Origin of the sequence: Microbulbifer agarilyticus (assembly GCF_020171345.1) — a bacterium.
GTDB classification, from domain to species: Bacteria; Pseudomonadota; Gammaproteobacteria; order Pseudomonadales; family Cellvibrionaceae; genus Microbulbifer; species Microbulbifer agarilyticus_D.
The window spans coordinates 416,103-435,217 of the sequence record NZ_JAIUZM010000001.1 but is presented as its reverse complement, the minus strand read 5'-3'; the positions used below and the strand labels follow the sequence as shown (position 1 = coordinate 435,217).

General features: G+C 57.5%; 17 protein-coding genes, 1 tRNA gene and 1 riboswitch. Of the genes, 13 read left to right on the top strand and 5 right to left on the bottom strand.

What is annotated here, in order from left to right; all coding sequences use genetic code 11:
* Together pntB and LCM31_RS01685 are read left to right on the top strand one after the other, a co-directional pair.
* Positions 1 to 1,398 (top strand): Re/Si-specific NAD(P)(+) transhydrogenase subunit beta, encoded by a 1,398-nt coding sequence (pntB, locus tag LCM31_RS01690; RefSeq protein ID WP_222230082.1) that lies wholly within the window; start codon positions 1 to 3, stop codon positions 1,396 to 1,398.
* A gap of 168 nt (positions 1,399 to 1,566) precedes the next feature.
* Positions 1,567 to 3,555 carry a hypothetical protein gene (locus LCM31_RS01685; RefSeq protein ID WP_224867005.1) on the top strand — a complete coding sequence of 663 codons (1,989 nt, stop codon included), beginning with the start codon at positions 1,567 to 1,569 and terminating at the stop codon, positions 3,553 to 3,555.
* Between the two features lie 58 nt (positions 3,556 to 3,613).
* On the opposite strand, the gene LCM31_RS01680 is transcribed toward LCM31_RS01685, so the two are convergent.
* The gene (locus tag LCM31_RS01680) at positions 3,614 to 3,919 is read right to left on the bottom strand and encodes a YhbY family RNA-binding protein (protein WP_222230084.1); all 306 of its coding nucleotides are present in this window, start codon (positions 3,917 to 3,919) and stop codon (positions 3,614 to 3,616) included.
* Between the two features lie 91 nt (positions 3,920 to 4,010).
* On the opposite strand from LCM31_RS01680, the gene rlmE reads away from it, so the two are divergent.
* The 7 genes from rlmE to LCM31_RS01645 all read left to right on the top strand — a co-directional run bounded on the left by rlmE (position 4,011) and on the right by LCM31_RS01645 (position 10,576).
* Entirely contained in the window at positions 4,011 to 4,631 is a 621-nt protein-coding gene (gene rlmE, locus LCM31_RS01675; RefSeq protein ID WP_010131665.1) for a 23S rRNA (uridine(2552)-2'-O)-methyltransferase RlmE, read from the top strand.
* A 178-nt stretch (positions 4,632 to 4,809) separates the two neighbouring features.
* Positions 4,810 to 6,717 carry an ATP-dependent zinc metalloprotease FtsH gene (ftsH, locus tag LCM31_RS01670; RefSeq protein ID WP_224867003.1) on the top strand — a complete coding sequence of 636 codons (1,908 nt, stop codon included), beginning with the start codon at positions 4,810 to 4,812 and terminating at the stop codon, positions 6,715 to 6,717.
* A gap of 157 nt (positions 6,718 to 6,874) precedes the next feature.
* Positions 6,875 to 7,717 carry a dihydropteroate synthase gene (folP, locus tag LCM31_RS01665; protein WP_224867001.1) on the top strand — a complete coding sequence of 281 codons (843 nt, stop codon included), beginning with the start codon at positions 6,875 to 6,877 and terminating at the stop codon, positions 7,715 to 7,717.
* A gap of 31 nt (positions 7,718 to 7,748) precedes the next feature.
* Entirely contained in the window at positions 7,749 to 9,095 is a 1,347-nt protein-coding gene (glmM, locus tag LCM31_RS01660; protein WP_224866999.1) for a phosphoglucosamine mutase, read from the top strand.
* Positions 9,096 to 9,233: 138 nt separating this feature from the next.
* A complete protein-coding gene (gene tpiA / locus LCM31_RS01655; protein WP_224866998.1) occupies positions 9,234 to 9,971 on the top strand; it encodes a triose-phosphate isomerase in 738 nt (245 codons plus the stop codon).
* 56 nt (positions 9,972 to 10,027) lie between these two features.
* Positions 10,028 to 10,456: a preprotein translocase subunit SecG gene (gene secG, locus LCM31_RS01650; RefSeq protein ID WP_010131659.1), complete on the top strand. Its 429-nt coding sequence runs from the start codon at positions 10,028 to 10,030 to the stop codon at positions 10,454 to 10,456.
* Positions 10,457 to 10,490: 34 nt separating this feature from the next.
* Positions 10,491 to 10,576, top strand: a tRNA-Leu gene (locus LCM31_RS01645).
* Between the two features lie 75 nt (positions 10,577 to 10,651).
* Here the strand turns inward: LCM31_RS01645 and LCM31_RS01640 are convergent.
* From LCM31_RS01640 to LCM31_RS01625, 4 genes are all read right to left on the bottom strand, one after another.
* A complete protein-coding gene (locus LCM31_RS01640; protein ID WP_224866996.1) occupies positions 10,652 to 11,176 on the bottom strand; it encodes a peptide-methionine (S)-S-oxide reductase in 525 nt (174 codons plus the stop codon).
* A 137-nt stretch (positions 11,177 to 11,313) separates the two neighbouring features.
* Positions 11,314 to 11,733 (bottom strand): hypothetical protein, encoded by a 420-nt coding sequence (locus LCM31_RS01635; RefSeq protein ID WP_222230091.1) that lies wholly within the window; start codon positions 11,731 to 11,733, stop codon positions 11,314 to 11,316.
* On the bottom strand, positions 11,700 to 12,203 hold the full coding sequence (locus tag LCM31_RS01630; protein ID WP_222230093.1) for a type VI secretion system amidase effector protein Tae4: 504 nt from the start codon (positions 12,201 to 12,203) through the stop codon (positions 11,700 to 11,702). The genes LCM31_RS01635 and LCM31_RS01630 overlap by 34 nt, the downstream gene beginning before the upstream one ends.
* Before the next feature lie 229 nt (positions 12,204 to 12,432).
* Entirely contained in the window at positions 12,433 to 13,152 is a 720-nt protein-coding gene (locus LCM31_RS01625) for a YebC/PmpR family DNA-binding transcriptional regulator (RefSeq protein ID WP_224866994.1), read from the bottom strand.
* A 186-nt stretch (positions 13,153 to 13,338) separates the two neighbouring features.
* Here LCM31_RS01625 and LCM31_RS01620 point away from each other — a divergent pair, with 186 nt between their 5' ends.
* The 4 genes from LCM31_RS01620 (at position 13,339) to moaA (ending at position 18,926) form a co-directional block, all read left to right on the top strand.
* Complete coding sequence (locus LCM31_RS01620; protein WP_224866992.1) at positions 13,339 to 14,649, top strand: NCS2 family permease; 1,311 nt, start codon at positions 13,339 to 13,341, stop codon at positions 14,647 to 14,649.
* A 113-nt stretch (positions 14,650 to 14,762) separates the two neighbouring features.
* Positions 14,763 to 16,082 (top strand): glycerate kinase type-2 family protein, encoded by a 1,320-nt coding sequence (locus LCM31_RS01615; protein ID WP_224866990.1) that lies wholly within the window; start codon positions 14,763 to 14,765, stop codon positions 16,080 to 16,082.
* Positions 16,083 to 16,166: 84 nt separating this feature from the next.
* Positions 16,167 to 17,642 carry a pyruvate kinase gene (gene pyk, locus LCM31_RS01610; protein WP_224866988.1) on the top strand — a complete coding sequence of 492 codons (1,476 nt, stop codon included), beginning with the start codon at positions 16,167 to 16,169 and terminating at the stop codon, positions 17,640 to 17,642.
* A 167-nt stretch (positions 17,643 to 17,809) separates the two neighbouring features.
* A riboswitch (molybdenum cofactor riboswitch) is annotated at positions 17,810 to 17,958 on the top strand.
* Positions 17,943 to 18,926 carry a GTP 3',8-cyclase MoaA gene (gene moaA / locus LCM31_RS01605; RefSeq protein ID WP_224866986.1) on the top strand — a complete coding sequence of 328 codons (984 nt, stop codon included), beginning with the start codon at positions 17,943 to 17,945 and terminating at the stop codon, positions 18,924 to 18,926. (Overlaps the previous riboswitch by 16 nt.)
* Positions 18,927 to 19,115 lie beyond the last annotated feature (189 nt).

Genomic DNA, 19,115 nt, shown 5'->3' with positions numbered 1-19,115 from the left:
ATGAATAGCGTAATTTCCATGGCTTATCTGTTCTCTGCGGTGATGTTTATTCTGAGCCTCGGTGGACTGTCCGCGCACGAGACCGCAAGACGTGGTAACTACTACGGCATGGTGGGTATGGCGGTGGCCATCATTGCCACCGTCGCCGGTATTACCTCTGGCGCCTACCTGCCGGTGGCGATTGCCATGGGTGTGGGTGCGGTGATTGGCATCCATCTGGCGCGCAAGGTGGAGATGGCGGCGATGCCGCAGCTGGTCGCGCTACTACACAGCTTTGTAGGTCTGGCCGCGGTGCTGATCGGCTGGGGCGGCTACCTGGACCCGCGCATTAATCTCGAAGGTGCCGCACACATTGTGCATAACTCCGAGATTTATATCGGCGTGTTCATCGGTGCCATCACCCTGACCGGTTCCATCGTTGCCTTCGGCAAACTGCAGGGCCTGATTTCGGGTAAACCGCTGATGCTGCCGGCACGCCACTGGCTGAACCTGATCGCGCTGGTGATCTGCGTGGTGCTGGGTGCCCAGTTCATTCCGGCGGACGTGAGCAATGCCACCATCATTAACCTGCTGGTTATGACGGGTATCGCGCTGTTGCTGGGTATCCATTTGATCGCGGCGATCGGCGGTGCGGATATGCCGGTAGTGATCTCCATGCTGAACAGCTACTCCGGCTGGGCCGCTGCGGCCACTGGCTTTATGCTGAGCAACGATCTGCTAATTGTTATCGGTGCCCTGGTCGGCTCCTCCGGTGCCATCCTCAGTTACATTATGTGTCGCGGTATGAACCGTTCCTTTATCAGCGTGATTCTGGGCGGTTTCGGTTCCGATGGTGAAGTGGCCGGTGGTGACAGTGAGGTCGAAGGCGAGGCGGTTGCGACTACGCACGATGAGTTGGCGGATGACCTGAAAGCGGCCAAGAACATCGTTATCGTTCCCGGTTTCGGCATGGCGGTAGCCCACGCGCAGCAAGCGGTAAGCGATCTGACCGACAAGCTGCGTAAAGCGGGCAAAACCGTGCGCTTCGGTATCCACCCCGTTGCGGGCCGTCTGCCCGGACACATGAACGTGTTGCTGGCGGAAGCCAATGTGCCCTACGACATCGTGCTGGAAATGGAAGAGATCAACGATGATTTTCCGGAAACCGATCTGGTACTGGTAATCGGTGCGAACGACACAGTGAACCCCGACGCGGTGGAAAAGCCCGGTTCACCCATCGCCGGCATGCCGGTACTGGAAGTGTGGAAGGCTGGAAAAGTTGTTGTGCTGAAGCGTTCCATGGCGTCCGGCTACGCCGGTGTTGCCAACCCGCTGTTCTATAAAGACAACTCGCGCATGCTGTTTGGCGATGCGAAGGAGAGTCTGCAGAGCGTACTGGGTAAGATGAATCCGGCCTGATTTTTCAGACCCGACTCGTACAAAAAACGGCCCCCCGAAAGGTGGGCCTTTTTTTTCGCCTGAATGTTGACGAGGGTCACAGCGAGACGGGGTTTTACCTGCGGGGCAGCTGGGATAATCTAATCGGCTGTACCAATTATAAAAACCATCGAAACGCACGGAGCCACCATGTCCGTATACCGTCCTTCCGCCTTCCCTGTTCGTTATTTGCGCGTTCTGGGTAAATCGCTGTGTATCCTGGGTACCGCTTCTCTTGTGGCCTGTGGTGGCGGATCTGGTGGTAATGATGGCCCTCTGCCTCCCGATAGTACCCTAGTGCCACCTGCGAGCACGGTTTTGACGCTCACGGGGGATACAAATGCGGAAGTTGATAATGCCGTGGGTATAGTCGCGACCTTATCGGAGCAGGGTTATACCCGCTTCCAGTGGGAGCAGCTGGCGGGGCCGGTGGTGACACCTCTGGCGGGCAATGGCACGGCGGGAATCAGTTTTGATACCGCGTTCAGTGGCGAATATCGTTTTCAGTTGACGGCCTCGAATGAAGACGGTGATCAGGTGCAGGGCACTTTTGATATGTCCGTCGCACCAAATAGCGACCACACCCGTGTGCAGCTGCGCGCGGATCGGGCGGTGAGCGAGGGGGCCGACTTTTCCCTGCGTCTGAATCTCAGCGAATATTCCGGCTCGGTAAATTCATGGCGATTTGTGCAGGAGTCCGGCCCGCAGGCGGATCTTGTGGAGGATGATTCCGGGGAGCCAGTAATTTTTGTGACTGCACCCCGGGTGAATAGTGATCAGGTAATGCGTTTTCGCGGTGAGGTGGAGACGTCTTTCGGTACCTACTCCGATGTGGCGTATGTGGTGGTGCAGGACCGCCCTGAGGTTACCAGTGAGTTTTTCTGTGATGGCGATGGTGAATATTGCGCGAAAACGTCACCACTAAACCCGGTGTATAGCTATCGCAGCGATAGCCCTTATCGCGATGCGCTGGCCCAGTGTGTTTACTCCAACCAATTGACCGAAGAAAGCCTGTGCAGCCTGCGAACTTTGCCGATTATTGGCTTAACCAGTAATGCACCTACCGTCGATCAGATTATGGATCACGTCGCGGTCTCTCACGACTGGATGGGAGAGCGCTTTGAACGGTTTATTCGCGAGCTGGACCCCTACGATGACTTTGCGCTGATGCTGCGTTCGGTCACCGCCATCGTGATTTCCAGTGATGTGCGGCCCTCTTTCTATTGGAGCCTCACCGGGGCAATCTACCTTGACCCTGATAGCCTCTGGCTAACACCCAGCGAACGTGACCTTATTAACGAGCAGCCAGATTATCGCAGTGGTTTTGGTAGTGATTTGCAATACGTAACTCCCTGGCGCTACGTAAAAAACAACAACTATGCCTTCCCTTTTTATCCGTCTTACCTGAGAGAGACTCGCTCTTTCTTCGATCTGGAAGTTGACCTTGGATCTCTGCTTTACCACGAGCTGGCGCATGCCAACGACGCTATGTCTCAGGCAAAAATTCAGGGTGGACTGGCTCTCGACGACATTTTCTTTAACCAGGCCTACAAAAGTGACTTCGTGAATCCGTCCGTCACTGCAGTGAATGGGATGACATCCCAGGAGCTCTACGACTTGGCGGATGTGCGTTACCGCGGCGCTCAAGCGACTCTGTTGCAGCAAAGCTATACCCCGATCGATGTGGCGAATTTCTTTTTCCCGGACAGCGCCAACGCCTTCTACAGCTATAGCTCTCCCTGGGAGGATACCGCCATGCTGTTCGAGGAAACCATGATGAGCCTGCGCTATGGCATCGAGCGCGATGTGGCCGTCACCAACAGTCCGTTCAATCCTACTTCCGCCGATGATTATGTGGTGGCGCAGGGGCAGCGCGGGCGCATTGGCTCGACGTTGATTCGCCCGCGGGCCAGCACTGCGGTGCAAGGGCTGTTGCCGGAAGCCTGGGCCGCTGCCGATGATCACCTGCGGGGCATTACCCCTGTCGCCCTGTGCGCGGGCGAGGGCTGGGGGCAAAACCTGAGTCCGGCGTGTGCCGGCTCATTCGGCGTACTGCGCTTTGAGGTCGAGGCGCCAAACGCCAGCGGGCGGATGCCCACGGATCGTCCGCGCAGCTTTATCCCGCCGACGCGTTTCTAAAGAGAAGCTTTTAAGGGCCGGCGCCAGGACTGGCGCTGGCCAGAAAGGGAAGGGGGCCTCAGGGGCGCAGCAGATTGGAAAGGCGCGCGTTGGGCTTTTCCGCCTTGCGGAAGATCAGCGCGATTTTGCCGATTTCCTGCACCAGCTCGGATTTGCTCTGCTCGCACAGCTCGCCAATCAGTTCGCGGCGCACATCGCGGTCATTCACCGCCAGTTTCACCTTGATTAGCTCGTGATCTTCCAGGGCGCGATTCAACTCTTCCAGAACGCCTTCGGTCAGACCTTTGTCGGCAACGGTCACGATTGGCTTGAGGCTGTGGCCACGGGCGCGCAGCGCTTTTTTGCGGTCAGCGGTTAAAGGCATACAATACTCCATCCTTAAACCCATACTTGGGTATTCGACGTGTGGGCAACCCGCGTGGACAACCCCATAAATTAGCGATGTATTGTAACTGATGGGCCGATCAAAGAGCAGCCACCGTTGGCTGCGTGAACATTTTAACGACCACTACGTCAAACAATCCCAGAAAGAGGGCTACCGCTCCCGTGCCTCCTATAAGCTGCAGGAGTTGCAGGAGAAGGACCGTCTGATCAAGCCGGGTATGACCGTGGTTGATCTGGGCGCCGCCCCCGGTGGCTGGTCTCAGGTGGCTGCAGAACTTGTTGGTCACAAGGGCCGGGTGCTGGCATCGGATATTCTGCCCATGGATGCGCTGGCGGGCGTGGACTTTGTGCAGGGCGATTTCACCGAGGAGGCCGTGTTCGAAGAGTTGCTGGAAAAGCTCGGAGAAGAGCGCGCCGACCTTGTGATTTCCGATATGGCCCCCAATATGAGTGGAGTGCGTGCCGTCGATCAGCCCGCGTCCATGTATCTGGTGGAGCTGGCAGTGGATATGGCGCGCCAGACCCTGAAGTCAGGCGGAGCCTTTGTGGCCAAGGTCTTCCAGGGGGAAGGGTTCGATGAACTGATTCGCGACCTGCGCAGTCAGTATCAGACGGTAGTAACCCGCAAGCCCGGTGCATCCCGTCCGCGTTCCCGCGAAGTCTATGTGGTAGCGCGCGGCTTTAAGGGGTAAGACGGGGCGAGAAAGGCTGACTTGCGAGGCTTTAATTGCCGAGATTTGATAAAGTCCCCATGACCGGGGCGACAGGTTTACGATTTTCGCCACCTATACTGGGTGGGATGGAAGGAATGGATAAAGTTGCCAAGGCGCAAACCAAGGCACAGGCAAGAGGGCATACCCTTTGAACGATATGGCAAAGAATTTGGTGTTGTGGTTGATCATCGCCGCGGTGCTGCTGATGGTTTTCCAGAACTTCAAGCCGCAAACCCGGGATGAATCCCTCAACTATTCCGACTTTGTCCAGGATGTGCAGTCCGGCCAAATCAAAAATGTGCTGGTTGATGGCCTCGTTATTACCGGCGAGAAAGCCGACGGCAGCCGCTTCAAGACCATTCAGCCGCAAATTATCGACGACGAGCTCACCAATGAAATGGTGCGCGGCGGCGTCGAGTTCAACGGTCGCGAGCCGGAAAGTGCCAGCCTCTGGCAGCAGCTGCTGGTGGCCAGCTTCCCGATCCTGATCATCATTGCCGTGTTTATGTTCTTTATGCGCCAAATGCAGGGCGGTGCCGGTGGTCGTTCCGGGCCTATGGCATTCGGCAAGAGCAAGGCGCGCCTGTTGGGCGAAGACCAGATTAAAACTACCTTCGCCGATGTGGCGGGTGTGGATGAAGCGAAAGAAGACGTGCAGGAACTGGTGGAGTTCCTACGCGACCCGTCCAAATTCCAGCGCCTCGGCGGTGCCATCCCGCGCGGCGTGCTGATGGCGGGCCCTCCCGGCACCGGTAAAACCTTGCTGGCCAAGGCTATTGCCGGTGAAGCCAAGGTACCGTTCTTCTCGATTTCCGGTTCCGACTTCGTGGAAATGTTCGTTGGTGTGGGCGCCTCCCGTGTGCGCGACATGTTCGAGCAGGCCAAGAAGCAGGCCCCGTGCATCATCTTTATCGATGAGATCGACGCCGTCGGCCGTCACCGCGGTGCCGGTGTAGGCGGAGGCCACGACGAGCGCGAACAGACCCTGAACCAGCTCCTGGTAGAGATGGACGGCTTTGAAGGCAACGAAGGCGTAATTGTGATCGCCGCCACTAACCGTCCGGACGTACTCGACTCCGCGCTGCTGCGCCCGGGCCGCTTCGACCGCCAGGTGTTTGTCGGCCTGCCGGACATCCGCGGCCGCGAGCAGATCCTGAAGGTGCACATGCGCAAGGTGCCGCTGGACGAGAAGGTCGACCCGCAGACCATTGCCCGTGGTACTCCCGGCTTCTCCGGTGCGGATCTGGCCAACCTGGTGAATGAGGCTGCCCTGTTTGCCGCCCGCGCCAACCGCCGCATGGTGACCATGGACGAGTTCGAGCGTGCCCGTGACAAGATCATGATGGGTGCCGAGCGCAAGTCCATGGTGATGAACGAGAAGGAAAAGACCAATACCGCGTACCACGAAGCGGGTCACGCCATTATTGGTCGCCTGGTGCCGGAGCACGATCCGGTGCACAAGGTCACCATCATTCCGCGCGGCCGCGCCCTGGGTGTTACCCAGTTCCTGCCGGAAGAAGACAAATACAGCCTGTCCAAGCGCGCGCTGGAATCCCAGCTGTGCTCCCTGTTTGGCGGCCGTATTGCTGAAGAAATGACCCTGGGGGTGGATGGTGTAACCACCGGTGCCTCCAACGATATTGAGCGCGCTACCGATATTGCCCGCAACATGGTCACCAAGTGGGGCCTGTCGGAGAAGCTCGGCCCGCTGCACTACGGCGAAGACGAGAGCGGTCAGCCCGGCCAGGGTAACCCGGTATCCGGCAAGACCTCGAACGAAATCGATGAGGAAGTGCGCCGAATTATCGACACTTGCTACGACCGTGCGCAGAAGCTGTTGGAAGAAAACCGCGATATCCTGGAAGCGATGAAAGACGCGCTGATGGAATACGAGACCCTGGATGCGGAACAAGTGGATGACCTGATGGCGCGCCGCAAGGTACGCCCGCCGAGAGACTGGCACGACAACGACTACACCGGTGGTGACTCTTCCGACGACATCAAGCCGGAAAGCAAGTCCGAGGATGGTGACAGCTCCGTAGGTGGCCCGGTTAACGGTCACTGATTGATAGGCGGACTCTGTCGATACGCTTCCAGTATCGACCGCGAAGCGGGCCTGCTATTCACTAGCAGGCCCGCTTTGTATATCTAGCAATACCAAGCGACGCCTGCAGATCTTTTCCCGCGGCGCCGCTTGAGTTGCATCAAGCGATAAGAACGATATGAAGTTACTGTGCGGCCAGCGCATGCTGGACCTGTCCCGTCCGCAAGTGATGGGCATCCTCAACACCACGCCAGATTCCTTTTCCGATGGCGGCAGCTATTACGGCGACGGTGGTTTAAATCTGGATCTGGTGCTACAGCGTGCCGAGCAGATGGTGCGAGATGGCGCATCCATTCTCGATATTGGCGGCGAGTCTACCCGCCCGGGTGCGGCGCCGGTGTCCGAACAGGAAGAGTTGGCGCGCGTGGTGCCGGTAGTGGAAGCCATTGCAGCACGTCTGGATGTTGTGATCTCTGTCGATACCAGCACCGCCTCGGTAATGCACAATGCCGCCGCAGCTGGCGCCGGTATCATCAACGATGTGCGCGCACTGACCCGGCCAGGGGCACTGCAGGCCGCTGCCGCGACCGGTTTGCCGGTGTGCCTGATGCATATGCAGGGGCAGCCCGGCACCATGCAGGACAAGCCCGAATATGCGGATGTGGTGGCCGAAGTACGCGCTTACCTCGATACGCGCCTGCAGGCCTGCGTCGACGCGGGTATCCCGCGGGAAAAGATCATGTTCGACCCGGGCTTTGGTTTCGGCAAGAACGACGAGCACAATCTTGCGCTGCTGCGCCATCTGCCCGAGCTGGCGCCCAAAGGGGTGCCTCTGCTGGTGGGCTTGTCGCGCAAATCCATGATCGGGCGGTTGCTGGGACGCGAGGTCGATGAACGCCTCGCCGGCAGCCTGGCGCTGGCTATGCTGGCCGCCCAACGCGGTGCCGCGATTATTCGCGTGCACGACGTTGCCGCCACCGCAGATGTGCTGAAATTACAACAATTGGTAGATTGCCCCTGAGTGGGGCGGTGAATGAGAAGCGAGTGATCAGATGACAAGAAAGTACTTTGGCACAGACGGTATCCGCGGCCAGGTCGGGAAGGGCCCCATCACTCCAGATTTCATGCTGCGTCTCGGCTACGCCGCCGGCAAGGTGCTGGGTGCAAACCGTGCAGGGAAAGGGCGCAGCCGCATCCTGATCGGCAAAGATACCCGCGTGTCGGGCTATATGTTTGAGGCCGCGCTGGAGGCGGGCCTGATCAATGCCGGCGTCGACGTCGGTCTGCTCGGCCCCATGCCCACCCCGGCGATTGCCTATCTCACGCGTACCTTTCATGCCCAGGCCGGCATCGTGATCAGTGCCTCGCACAACCCGTATCAAGACAATGGCATCAAATTCTTCAGTGCCGACGGCAGTAAGCTGCCTGACGAGGTTGAAGCCGAAATCGAAGCGGCGTTAGATCTGCCCATGGAAACTGCCAAGGACCTGGGTAAGGCCTGGCGTATTGATGATGCCGTGGGTCGCTACATCGAGTTCTGCAAGGCGAGTACCCCCTGGCGCTACTCTCTGCAGGGCCTGAATATCGTTCTGGATTGCTCCAACGGAGCCACCTACCACATCGCGCCCAAGGTATTTAGTGAGCTCGGTGCCGAAGTGCACGCTATTGGTGTGCAGCCGGACGGACTGAATATCAACCTGGACTGCGGTTCCACCAAGCCCGAGAAGCTGCAACAAGCGGTCGTAGAGCGCGGTGCGGATCTGGGTATCGCGTTTGATGGCGATGGTGACCGGGTGATGTTTGTGGACAAAAACGGCAAGCTGATCGACGGTGACCAGTTGTTGTTCCTGATCGCCATTCATCGCCAGCAATTCCTCGGCGGTTGCAGCGGTGTGGTCGGAACACAAATGAGTAACTACGGCTTCGAACTGGCCCTGAAAGAGCGTGCCATACCCTTCGCACGGGCCAAGGTTGGTGACCGCTATGTACTGGAGATGATGTACAAGAACGGCTGGACCCTGGGTGGCGAGTCCTCCGGGCATATTGTCTGCACCGATGTGACCACCACCGGTGACGGCATCATCTCCGCATTGCAGGTTTTGCGTGCGGTTAGTGACTTCGGCGAGTCGCTCGACCAGCTGAGCGAAAAAATGGACATGTTGCCCCAGCATATGATCAATGTGCGCCTCGCCAGCCGCGACGGCGTGCTGGAGCATACTGACGTGCAGGCCGCCGTTGCCCAGGCTGAGTCCACCCTGGCGGATAGCGGCCGGGTGCTGTTGCGCCCGTCTGGCACCGAGCCGCTGATTCGGGTAATGGTTGAGGGTAAGGACGGACCGCTCGTTGAACAGTTAGCGGCTGACATCGCCCAGGTGGTGGAGCGCGTGGGGAACGCGTGAGAGCGGCCTGGCGTCTGAGCAGGGCGGCAAGTGAGCCCAAAGTGTCGGAAGCCATTGAAAAATCAATAAATATCCGAAAACGCTGGTTGTATGTTACCGGCAATACCGCTAAGATTTGCGCCCCTTGGAGGAGCACCCATGCGTAAAACACTGGTTGCCGCCAACTGGAAAATGCACGGCAGCAAGACGTTTGCCGAGCAACTGTTGGCCGAGCTGAACAGCGGACTTGAGTCCGGTAAATGCTCCGCACAGGTAGTGATCTGCCCGCCATACCCCTATCTGGGCCTGGTCGGAGAGATTGCCAGCGATCTGGGCCTTGGGGCACAGAACCTCAGCGAACAAGCCTCCGGTGCTTTCACCGGCGAAGTCTCCGCTGAGATGCTGAAAGACTTCGGTGCCGATTACGTCATCGTTGGTCATTCAGAGCGCAGAAGCCTGTACGGTGAAACCAGCGCACTGGTAGCGGAGAAGTTCGCCGCAGCCAAGGCTTCAGGCCTCGTTCCCATGCTGTGTGTGGGAGAGTCGCTGGAAGAGCGTGAATCTGGCAAGGCTCTGGAAGTAGTTGCCGCGCAGATTCAGGCCGTGGTTGACCTTGGTCTGTCAGATACCTGGCAAAATGCGGTCATCGCCTATGAGCCTGTGTGGGCGATTGGCACCGGTAAAACGGCTACCCCGGAACAGGCGCAGGAAGTGCACCGCTTTATCCGCGAACAGCTGGGTGAAGCTGGAGAGCAGGTACAGATTCTCTACGGTGGTAGCGTAAAAGCCGGTAACGCCGCAGAACTGTTTGCCAAGCCCGATATTGACGGTGCCTTGGTGGGCGGGGCCTCATTAAAGGCCGAAGAATTTATTCAGATTTGCCGCGCCGCCGATTGAGCGCAGCAAAGAAATTTTGAGCAAGGGCAGATGCCCGACAGCAGGTTTTCTGGACAATGGAAAAACTGGTTTTAATCGTACACATCCTCACCGCGCTGAGTATCATCGCGCTGATTTTGCTGCAGCAGGGTAAGGGTGCTGAAGCGGGTGCATCTTTCGGTGCCGGCGCTTCGCAAACCGTATTTGGCAGCCAGGGTAGCGGAAATTTCTTTTCCCGCTTGACTGCAATTATGGCGACGGTATTCTTCGTCACCAGCTTTGGCCTGGCCTACCTCGCCAGCGTCAACAAAGCACCGGACATCGACGGTCTGCCGCAGGTTCCTGCAGCAGTTGAGTCCCGCGAACAGCAGGACGACGTTCCGGCGGTCATCGAGAGCGACATCCCTGAAGTTCAGGAAGCTGCTCCGGCCGACGAACTGCCCTCCGCAGAAGAAGCCCCGCAGGCTGAACTGCCGGAAGCAGACACTGAGGAACAGCCTCAGTAAGCCGAAAGGCGAAATCAAAAACTGAAAAGTTTTTGCCCAGGTGGTGGAATTGGTAGACACGCTATCTTGAGGGGGTAGTGAGCTATGCTCGTGCGGGTTCAAGTCCCGCCCTGGGCACCACATTGAAAACCGAGCTTCGCATGAGTTCGGTATTCTTCCAAAAGCCCCGCAGTGCGGGGCTTTTGTGTTTCTGGCTCAGTCAGAGTCCTTCCGTTTTTTTAACCCGTCTAAGAATTTGCTCTGAAGCAGCTGAAGTTTCGGCTCGATGTACCTCTGGCAAAATGGCCGCTGTGGGTCAGTGGAATAATAATTCGTATGCTGTGGGTCTGAACTTCGAAATGCGTGGTAGGGCAAGATCTGAGTGATCAATGGATCAGCGAAATCATTTTGAAATTTGCGCAAAGCCTCTTGGGCAATCTCCCTTTGTTGCTCGCTAAAAAAGTAGATCGCGCTGCGGTAATTCTTACGCAATTGGTGAGCCGCTGTAGCGCTGTGCGTATATAGGTGCACCTCAATCAGCGTTTCCAGGGAAATTTCGTCGGGGTCAAAGTGTACGATCACAGCCTCTGAAAAGCCTGAATTCGGAGGCTGTGATGCGATGTACCCTTGGTCGACGCGCTCAACACCGCGCAACTGCTGAAATACAGCTTCTGTACACCAGTGGCAGCCGCCGCCAAACCCTATACATTCTGATTCAGTTTTATTGTTCTCCAGAGGCATATGAATACTATGTGGTCTCTTGGTATGTATTCGGTAAGTTTAGCGTGAGCGTCATCGTCTCCGAGGGTTCTTTAAATGTTGAGGGGTAGCGTGATAGGCCTCCTCGTGGGGAGTGTGTGGGTTTTCAACAGCAGCGACTATTCGCACTGAGCGTCAAAGTTCGTCTGATCCAGCCAAGCCTCTTTGTGGCTGCACGGGTCAAATTCATTGAAGAGTTGCTTAACCTCTTTAGACTCCGAAAACTCTATACAGCGAGTAATCGCGGCTTGAGATCCGTTTTTGGTTGTAAATTCGGTTGGCTTCCAGTTTTTTAGTTGAGCTCTCAAGGCTTCGTAAGCCGCCAGGTCGACATTTCCCATATATACGTTCGCAGAACGATTAGCGTCAGCCCTAATTGACTTTTCCGAAAATGAAGACCCTAGGCAAATAGCTGTTGCGTATTTTCGGAAATCCTTTTCTTCTTTAGTGATTTCACGCAGGTTTGATGCAGTGCTTTCGCCGCAGGCCGATAACAGAAAAAAGCTTAAAAAGGCGAGTGCTTGCTTTTGAGTTCCCATAAGAAGGCCTTTTTCGAAATTGGAAAATAACATTTGTCAGAGCAGGCGTTGCCGTTCCAGATGGTAGCGTGGCCGCTGGCATCACTCCATTGATCGACCTCAAACACTAAAATTCCCTTTTTGTCTGTGAACGAAATTTCATCTGGGTTTCGGAAGGTGTGTTCAGGAGTTCCAAAGGTTTTCTTAAGATAGGCGATCAGGGTTTTGACTTTGTAAATGTACCAGCGACCTTGGGCGCCGGATACTGTTTGTCCACTTAAATACGGTATATTGATGCCATTCTCGTTGAGCACATAGCTCATACGAATCGCACAGGCGTTTTCGAATCGACCTTGTCCTTGCGGTACTTTATTTATGTTGTAGTCGACTTTCCCGCCGAGCTTAGTGCCCACCGCAGATACAGATTTTCCAATATCCGCATAAACTTCCTGGAAAGATTGCCACGCATCCTCAATATTTGGGCGCTTCATAGAATAGTTTCTGCTTCGAAAAAGAGAGTAGGTAGAAAATACCACTCTTTGTCATTATGCGTCCCTTTACGCCAGTACCAGTTAAACTGGAATGGCGCAAAATGAATCTTATTGCGATTAAAAACTATAACTAAGGAGGGAGGGGGGAGAGGTGGTTTTTGTGTGAGGGATAGGTGGGAGGTTGGCGCATCACAAACCGGATGCGCCAGTTTTTACTCGCCGCTGAAAATCAGGGGTTTTCCACATTGTGATAAACCGCCTGCACATCCTCCAGGTCTTCCAGCATGTTAATAAACTTCTCAAACAGCGCTACGTCGTCACCGCTGATCTGGGTGTAGGTCTGCGGCACAAACTGGATCTCATCCACGTCGAAATCAATCTCGCCAAAGGCTTCGATCAGTGCCTGCTTGGCCTTGAAGTACTCGGACTGCGGTGCGAATACGGAAAGCTTACCGTCTTCGTTTTCGATGTCTGTTACGTCCACATCCCCTTCCATCAGGGCTTCCAGTACGGCTTCTTCGTCATCGTGCTTGAAGACGAGAATCGCCAGATGGTCGAAGCTGTGGCTAACGGAGCCCTCGGTGCCGATCTTGGTCTTGGTTTTGGTAAACGCCTGGCGCACATCACCGAAAGTACGGTTCGGGTTGTCGGTCAGGCACTCGATGATGGCCATGCAACCGCCGGGGCCAAAACCTTCGTAGCGGGCGCGCGCGAAGTCTTCACCGGCGCCGCCCTTGGCCTTGTCGATGGCTTTTTCAATCACATGGGCGGGGACCTGCTCTTTCTTGGCGCGGTCGATCAGGCTGCGCAGGGCCAGGTTACCGTTGGGGTCAATGCCGCCAGACTTTGCGGTCACGTAGATCTCACGGCCATAGCGGCTGTAGACCCTGGCCTTCATGTTCGAGGTCTTGGCCATCGACTCTTTGCGGTTCTGGTAGGCTCTGCCCATGGGTATAGCTCCGGTATCTCGGGATAGTCGTAATTGGGTAAAGAGGGCGATTTTACTGGCCGGCGAGGCCAATGAGAAGTCGCTGCTGCTTGCTGGGGCTTGCGCAACTGGGCGCCAGGCCGTTCATTGTCCACACTGTCTAGAAGTGGCCCTTCCCGTTAATTAATCCACAGGTTGGAGATGTCGGTGCAGCAGTCGTCAAACAAGGTGGTCGAGCGTCTGTTTGCGTTGCGCGCGCACGGCACCACGGTGCGCGGCGAGCTGCTCGCTGGCCTCACCACCTTCGTCACCATGGCCTATGTGGTATTCGTGACGCCCAATATGCTCTCTGGTACCGGTATGGATCCCGGCGCCGTGTTTGTGGCCACCTGCCTGGGCAGTGCGGTGGCCTGCTTTCTGATGGGGTTCTACGCGAACTGGCCGGTTGGCTTGGCGCCGGGTATTGGCTTGACCGCGTTCTTCGCCTACTCGGTAGTCGGTGAGATGGGCTACAGCTGGCAGGTAGCGCTGGGTGCGGTGTTTATTGCTGGCGTGCTGTTTGTGGCCATGAGCCTGTCGCGGGTGCGTGAGTGGATTATGAACAGTATCCCTATGTGCCTGCGCTACTCCATGGGGGCAGGGGTGGGGCTGTTTCTTGGGTTGATTGGGCTCAAGTCGGCGGGCATCGTGGTATCCAGCGATGCCACTTTACTGTCCCTCGGATCCTTTCGTGAGCCGCCGGCCATGCTCGGTGCACTGTGTTTTCTGCTGATTGCGGTGCTTAGCTTCTGGCGGGTGTTCGGAGCGATCCTGATCAGTATCCTGGTGGTCACCGGTATCGGGCTGGTGCTGGGACTGGTGGAATACGGTGGTCTGGTGTCCAAACCGCCGAGCTTGGCACCTACCTGGATGCAGGTGGATATTCGCGGGGCGCTGGATCTCAGTATGGTCAGCGTGATCCTCGCGTTTTTGTTTATCAATATCTTCGATACCGCCGGTACCCTGATGGGGGTTGCTCACCGCGCCAAGCTGATTGAGCCGGATGGCAGCATCGAAAAACTCCCCCAGGCCTTGAAGGCAGATAGTACCTCCAGTGTGCTGGGCGCCTTTGTGGGCTGCCCACCGGTAACCAGCTTTGTGGAGAGTGCCGCGGGTGTGGCCGCAGGAGGGCGCACCGGGCTCACCGCGGTGACGGTAGGTGTGCTGTTTCTGTTGTGCGTGTTCTTTGCGCCGCTGGCCGGGATGATCCCCGCATATGCCACTGCTGGCGCATTGATTTATGTGGCGATGCTGATGATGGGCGGCATGTCGCATATCGACTGGGAGGATCTCACCGATGCGATTCCCGCGGTGGTTACCATGATTATGATGCCGCTGACCTTTTCCATCGCCAATGGCATCGCACTCGGGTTTCTGACCTATACCGCGCTCAAGCTATTTACCGGTCAGCATCGCCAAATCTCTGTAAGCCTGTATATTCTGAGTGCGATTTTTCTCGCGAAATTCGCCTTCCTCTGATCAGGTGAGCGCATACGCCGGGCTATGGTGAGAGGCTATTCATAGGGAAGGCAACAAAAGCGGAACTGTTTTTGCAGAGTCAAATTACCGCCGCACTGCTAAGGAGAAGCCACTTGCCACCATTTCCAACGTTGCCACCGATCCGCATTGAAATGAGCCCCGAGAGCCTTTGCCAATGGTTGCGTGAGCTCGCGCAGCTCACCGTTGCCTCGGTACACCCAGACAACTTGTTTTCAGACCAGCTCCCGGCACCCGGGCGGAAAACGCTGGTAGTGGGTGCCGGAAAGGCGAGTGCCGCAATGGCAGCGGCGCTGGAGCGCGCGTGGCAACAGCAGTATCCGCAGGCGGATATCTCGGGGGTTGTAGTAACCCGCTACGAGCATGCTGCGCAGTGCGAGAAGATCGAGGTACTGGAAGCGGCACACCCAATGCCGGATAACCTCGGAGAGCAGGCGGCCAAGCGGATGCTTTCCTCTGTTGAAGGGCTCGGGGAAGAGGACCTGGTTCTGGCTCTTGTTTCTGGCGGAGGCTCCGCACTGATGAGCCTGCCGGCGCCGGGGCTCACCTTGCAGCAGAAGCAATCCATTAATAAGGCCCTGTTGCGCAGCGGCGCGCCGATTGGTGAGATCAATACCGTGCGCCGTCACCTGTCAGCGATCAAGGGCGGACGCCTGGCTGCCGCTGCACATCCTGCGCGTGTAGTGACCTATCTAATTTCTGATGTTCCCGGGGATGATCCTACGCTGATTGCCTCGGGCCCAACCTTGCCGGATAGCACCACCGCGGCCGACGCTCTGGAAATTCTGCAGCGCTATCAGATAAACCTCGAGCCCGAGGTGCGTGCACATCTCGAAGCCGCAACGGAATCCCCGCGTCCGGATGATGCCGACTTTACGCGCGATCATTCCGTGATGCTTGCCAAAGCAGCCGACGCACTGCAAGCGGCGCGCAGTGCGGCGCTGGCGGCGGGTGTCGAGGTGCGTGTGCTGGGTGATGACCTTGAAGGGGAGGCGCGGGAGCTGGGTGCCGAGCACGCGGCGATGGCGCTGGATGTGCAGGAAGAACTCCGCCAGCCTTTGCTGATCTTGTCGGGCGGTGAAACCAGCGTCACGGTGACCGGCAATGGTCGCGGCGGGCGCAATGTGGAGTATCTGCTGGGGCTGTTCGATGGGTTAAAAGGGGCGCCGGGTATCTATGGTCTTGCCATCGACACCGATGGCATTGATGGCTCCGAAGACAACGCTGGCGCATCCTTCAGCCCGGATGACTGGGCCAAGATGCTGTCGCAAGGGCTGCAACCGCAAACGTATCTCGCCAACAACGACGCCTATAGCTTCTTCGCGGAACTGGGCAATCTGATTGTAACGGGGCCAACCCGTACCAATGTTAATGATTTCCGCGCAATTCTGGTGCTGCCGACTGTGGATAACTAGAAAGCCAGACCCGCCGGGGCAGTATTGCTGGCTAAGCTGAGTCTATAGACCCGGACTCGGTCGCAAGTTGCCAGAGAAACCTCCATGCCCCATATCCCCACGGTCGAACCGGCCACCTCGCCTTTTCGTCGTACCAAAATCGTTGCCACCCTGGGCCCGGCCAGTGACAAGCCGGGCGTGCTGGAAAGGTTGATTGCTGCCGGGGTCGACGTGGTGCGCCTCAACTTTTCCCACGGCACTGCCGAAGATCACCGCCGCCGTTTAAAGCAGGTGCGCGAGATTGCCGAGCGCCAGGGGAAAACCGTGGCGGCGCTGGGTGACCTGCAGGGGCCCAAAATCCGTATCGCCCGTTTCCGCGAAAATCACGTCATCCTGCATGAGGGAGAGCGCTTTCTGCTGGATATGGCGCTCGACGCCAATGCCGGTGACGAGACACGTGTGGGCTGCGATTACAAAGCGCTGGTCAGCGATGTAACCGCCGGCGATGTGCTGCTGCTGGACGACGGGCGGGTGATCCTGAATGTGGAGCAGGTGACCGAGCGCCACGTGCTGACTACGGTGGTGGTGGGCGGCAGCCTCTCCAATAACAAGGGTATCAATAAACAGGGCGGTGGACTGTCTGCGGCAGCCCTCACCGACAAAGACAAGCGGGACCTCAAGACCGCCATCGACATTGGCGTCGATTACCTGGCGGTATCCTTCCCACGCAGCGCCGAGGACATGCTGGAAGCCCGGGAATTGTTGGGTGAAGAGGGCAAGCATATTGGGCTGGTGGCCAAGGTTGAGCGCGCCGAGGCCGTGGCGGATCACGACACCCTGGACGACATCATCCGCGCTTCGGAAGCGGTGATGGTGGCCCGCGGTGACCTGGGGGTGGAAATAGGGGATGCCGCCCTGATTGGGGTACAGAAGCGCATGATCAAGCGCGCCCGCCAGCTCAACCGCGCGGTGATTACCGCCACCCAGATGATGGAAACCATGATTACCGCACCGCTGCCCACCCGGGCGGAAGTCTTCGATGTGGCCAATGCGGTACTCGATGGCACCGATGCGGTTATGCTCTCGGCCGAAACCGCCGCCGGTGGTTTTCCCGTGGAGGCGGTAGAGGCCATGCACCGCCTGTGCCTGGGGGCGGAACGCGAACGCTCGGCCCAGGAGTCCGGTCATCGCATGCATCAGGGGTTTACCCGCATCGATGAGACCATCTCCCTCTCCGCCATGTATGCTGCCAATCACCTGGAGCGAGTCACCGCCATCGCCTGTATGACCCAGACCGGCTACACGGCGCTTATCGCCTCGCGCATTCGCTCCGGCCTGCCCATTGTTGGTCTCGCCCACGAGCCTGTCGCCCAGCGGCGGATGGCGCTGTATCGCGGGGTAATCTCCGTGCTGTTCGTGCCCGGCGACGACGAGGGTGACCGCGAGCTCAACCAGCGCGCCCTGGATACCCTGCGGGCACGCGGCATTGTCGATGAGGGTGACCGGGTGATCCTGATTCGCGGTGATCTGATGCAGTCCCACGGTGGTACCAACACGCTGAAGATCCTCGACGTCTGTTGATTCAGTCAGACGCGAGATTGGCGGTGAAATTGCATTTAGACGGGCGGATGTGGTTAGAATACGGATGGTAGTGCCGAAACTACCTGTAATTTGAAGCGAATCTTGAACAGAGGACTGTGCTGCAGATGGCCTGAACCGGGCCTCGATTTAAACACTGTCTAAACGAACGATATCAACAACACCGAGCCTGCATTCCTAAGTCATCGATAAGCGAGTGATACGGGATGTAGGCCGCGAGCGGCTTAGCCGCCCGCCAGGGTCGCAAGGGAAACCGAACGGCCTCCCGCATTTGGAAAGGTGATGAAGGAAAACCGCGTATTGGAAGACGGCCACGGCCGTCGTTTCTACTATCTGCGCCTGTCGGTGACAGATGTCTGCAACTTCCGTTGCGACTACTGCCTGCCCGACGGCTACCAGGCCAGCCCTAAGCAGCCCGACCTCAGTGTCGCGGAAGCCACCACCGTCATGCGCGCCTTCGCCCAGCTCGGCACCAGAAAGGTGCGCCTGACCGGCGGCGAGCCATCTTTACGCAAAGATCTCCCGCAACTCATCCAGGCCGCAAAGACCACCCCGGGCATCCGCCGCGTCGCCGTCACCAGCAACGGCTACAAGTTGCCTGCTGCTATCGACACCTGGCACCACGCGGGCCTCGACCAGCTCAATATCAGTATCGACAGCCTCGACCCCAGTGAATTTGCCCACATAACCGGCCACGATTGCCTGCCTAAAATTCTGACCGGTATCGACCGCGCACTGGAATTGGGCGTACAAACCAAGGTCAACGCTGTGCTGCTCAGTGACGGTGCGCGCGATCGACTGCAACAGTTTCTGGCCTGGCTCAAAACCACCCCGGTCACCCTCCGCTTTATCGAACTGATGCAGACCGGCGACAACCGCGACTACTTCGCCAGCAACCACCTGCGCGGCGCCGAAATCGAGCAGCTATTGATCGAAACCGGCTGGCAATTACTCCCTCGCGCCATCGATGCCGGCCCCGCCCGTGAATACGTCCACCCCGACTACGCCGGCCGTATCGGTTTGATTACGCCCTACAGCAAAGACTTCTGCAGCAGCTGTAACCGACTGCGCATCTCCGCCCAGGGCAAACTGCACCTGTGCCTGTTTTCCGATACCGGCATTGATTTGCGCCATGCGATTCGCGATGGCGATGCCAGTGCGCTGGCGGAAAGTGTAAGAACCATGATCGGTAATAAAGAAGTCAGCCACTACTTACAGCAGGGCAATACGGGAGGAACAGAAAACCTCTCGATAATTGGTGGCTAAGCGCGAAACTCAGAATTGAAGAGCGGGTGTCGGGTGAAGGGGTTCAGGATCGTCGGCAACAGGGATGTTGCCGACGAAGCGTACAGGGATGTATTCACAGCGGTCCTGAACCCCTTCACCCGATGCCTGCTCGCCACAGAACCAAGAACAAAGTACCCAACATAAAAGGCCGCGACGGAGCACCAAAAA

Coding starts and splice junctions, on each gene's coding strand:
- LCM31_RS01625 (WP_224866994.1), bottom strand. CDS start 13,152: ATGGGCAGAGCCTACCAGAACCGCAAAGAGTCGATGGCCAAGACCTCG.
- LCM31_RS01685 (WP_224867005.1), top strand. CDS start 1,567: ATGTCCGTATACCGTCCTTCCGCCTTCCCTGTTCGTTATTTGCGCGTT.
- ftsH (WP_224867003.1), top strand. CDS start 4,810: ATGGCAAAGAATTTGGTGTTGTGGTTGATCATCGCCGCGGTGCTGCTG.
- pyk (WP_224866988.1), top strand. CDS start 16,167: ATGCCCCATATCCCCACGGTCGAACCGGCCACCTCGCCTTTTCGTCGT.
- LCM31_RS01635 (WP_222230091.1), bottom strand. CDS start 11,733: ATGGGAACTCAAAAGCAAGCACTCGCCTTTTTAAGCTTTTTTCTGTTA.
- LCM31_RS01630 (WP_222230093.1), bottom strand. CDS start 12,203: ATGAAGCGCCCAAATATTGAGGATGCGTGGCAATCTTTCCAGGAAGTT.
- LCM31_RS01640 (WP_224866996.1), bottom strand. CDS start 11,176: ATGCCTCTGGAGAACAATAAAACTGAATCAGAATGTATAGGGTTTGGC.
- LCM31_RS01680 (WP_222230084.1), bottom strand. CDS start 3,919: ATGCCTTTAACCGCTGACCGCAAAAAAGCGCTGCGCGCCCGTGGCCAC.
- pntB (WP_222230082.1), top strand. CDS start 1: ATGAATAGCGTAATTTCCATGGCTTATCTGTTCTCTGCGGTGATGTTT.
- tpiA (WP_224866998.1), top strand. CDS start 9,234: ATGCGTAAAACACTGGTTGCCGCCAACTGGAAAATGCACGGCAGCAAG.
- rlmE (WP_010131665.1), top strand. CDS start 4,011: ATGGGCCGATCAAAGAGCAGCCACCGTTGGCTGCGTGAACATTTTAAC.
- folP (WP_224867001.1), top strand. CDS start 6,875: ATGAAGTTACTGTGCGGCCAGCGCATGCTGGACCTGTCCCGTCCGCAA.
- secG (WP_010131659.1), top strand. CDS start 10,028: ATGGAAAAACTGGTTTTAATCGTACACATCCTCACCGCGCTGAGTATC.
- glmM (WP_224866999.1), top strand. CDS start 7,749: ATGACAAGAAAGTACTTTGGCACAGACGGTATCCGCGGCCAGGTCGGG.
- moaA (WP_224866986.1), top strand. CDS start 17,943: ATGAAGGAAAACCGCGTATTGGAAGACGGCCACGGCCGTCGTTTCTAC.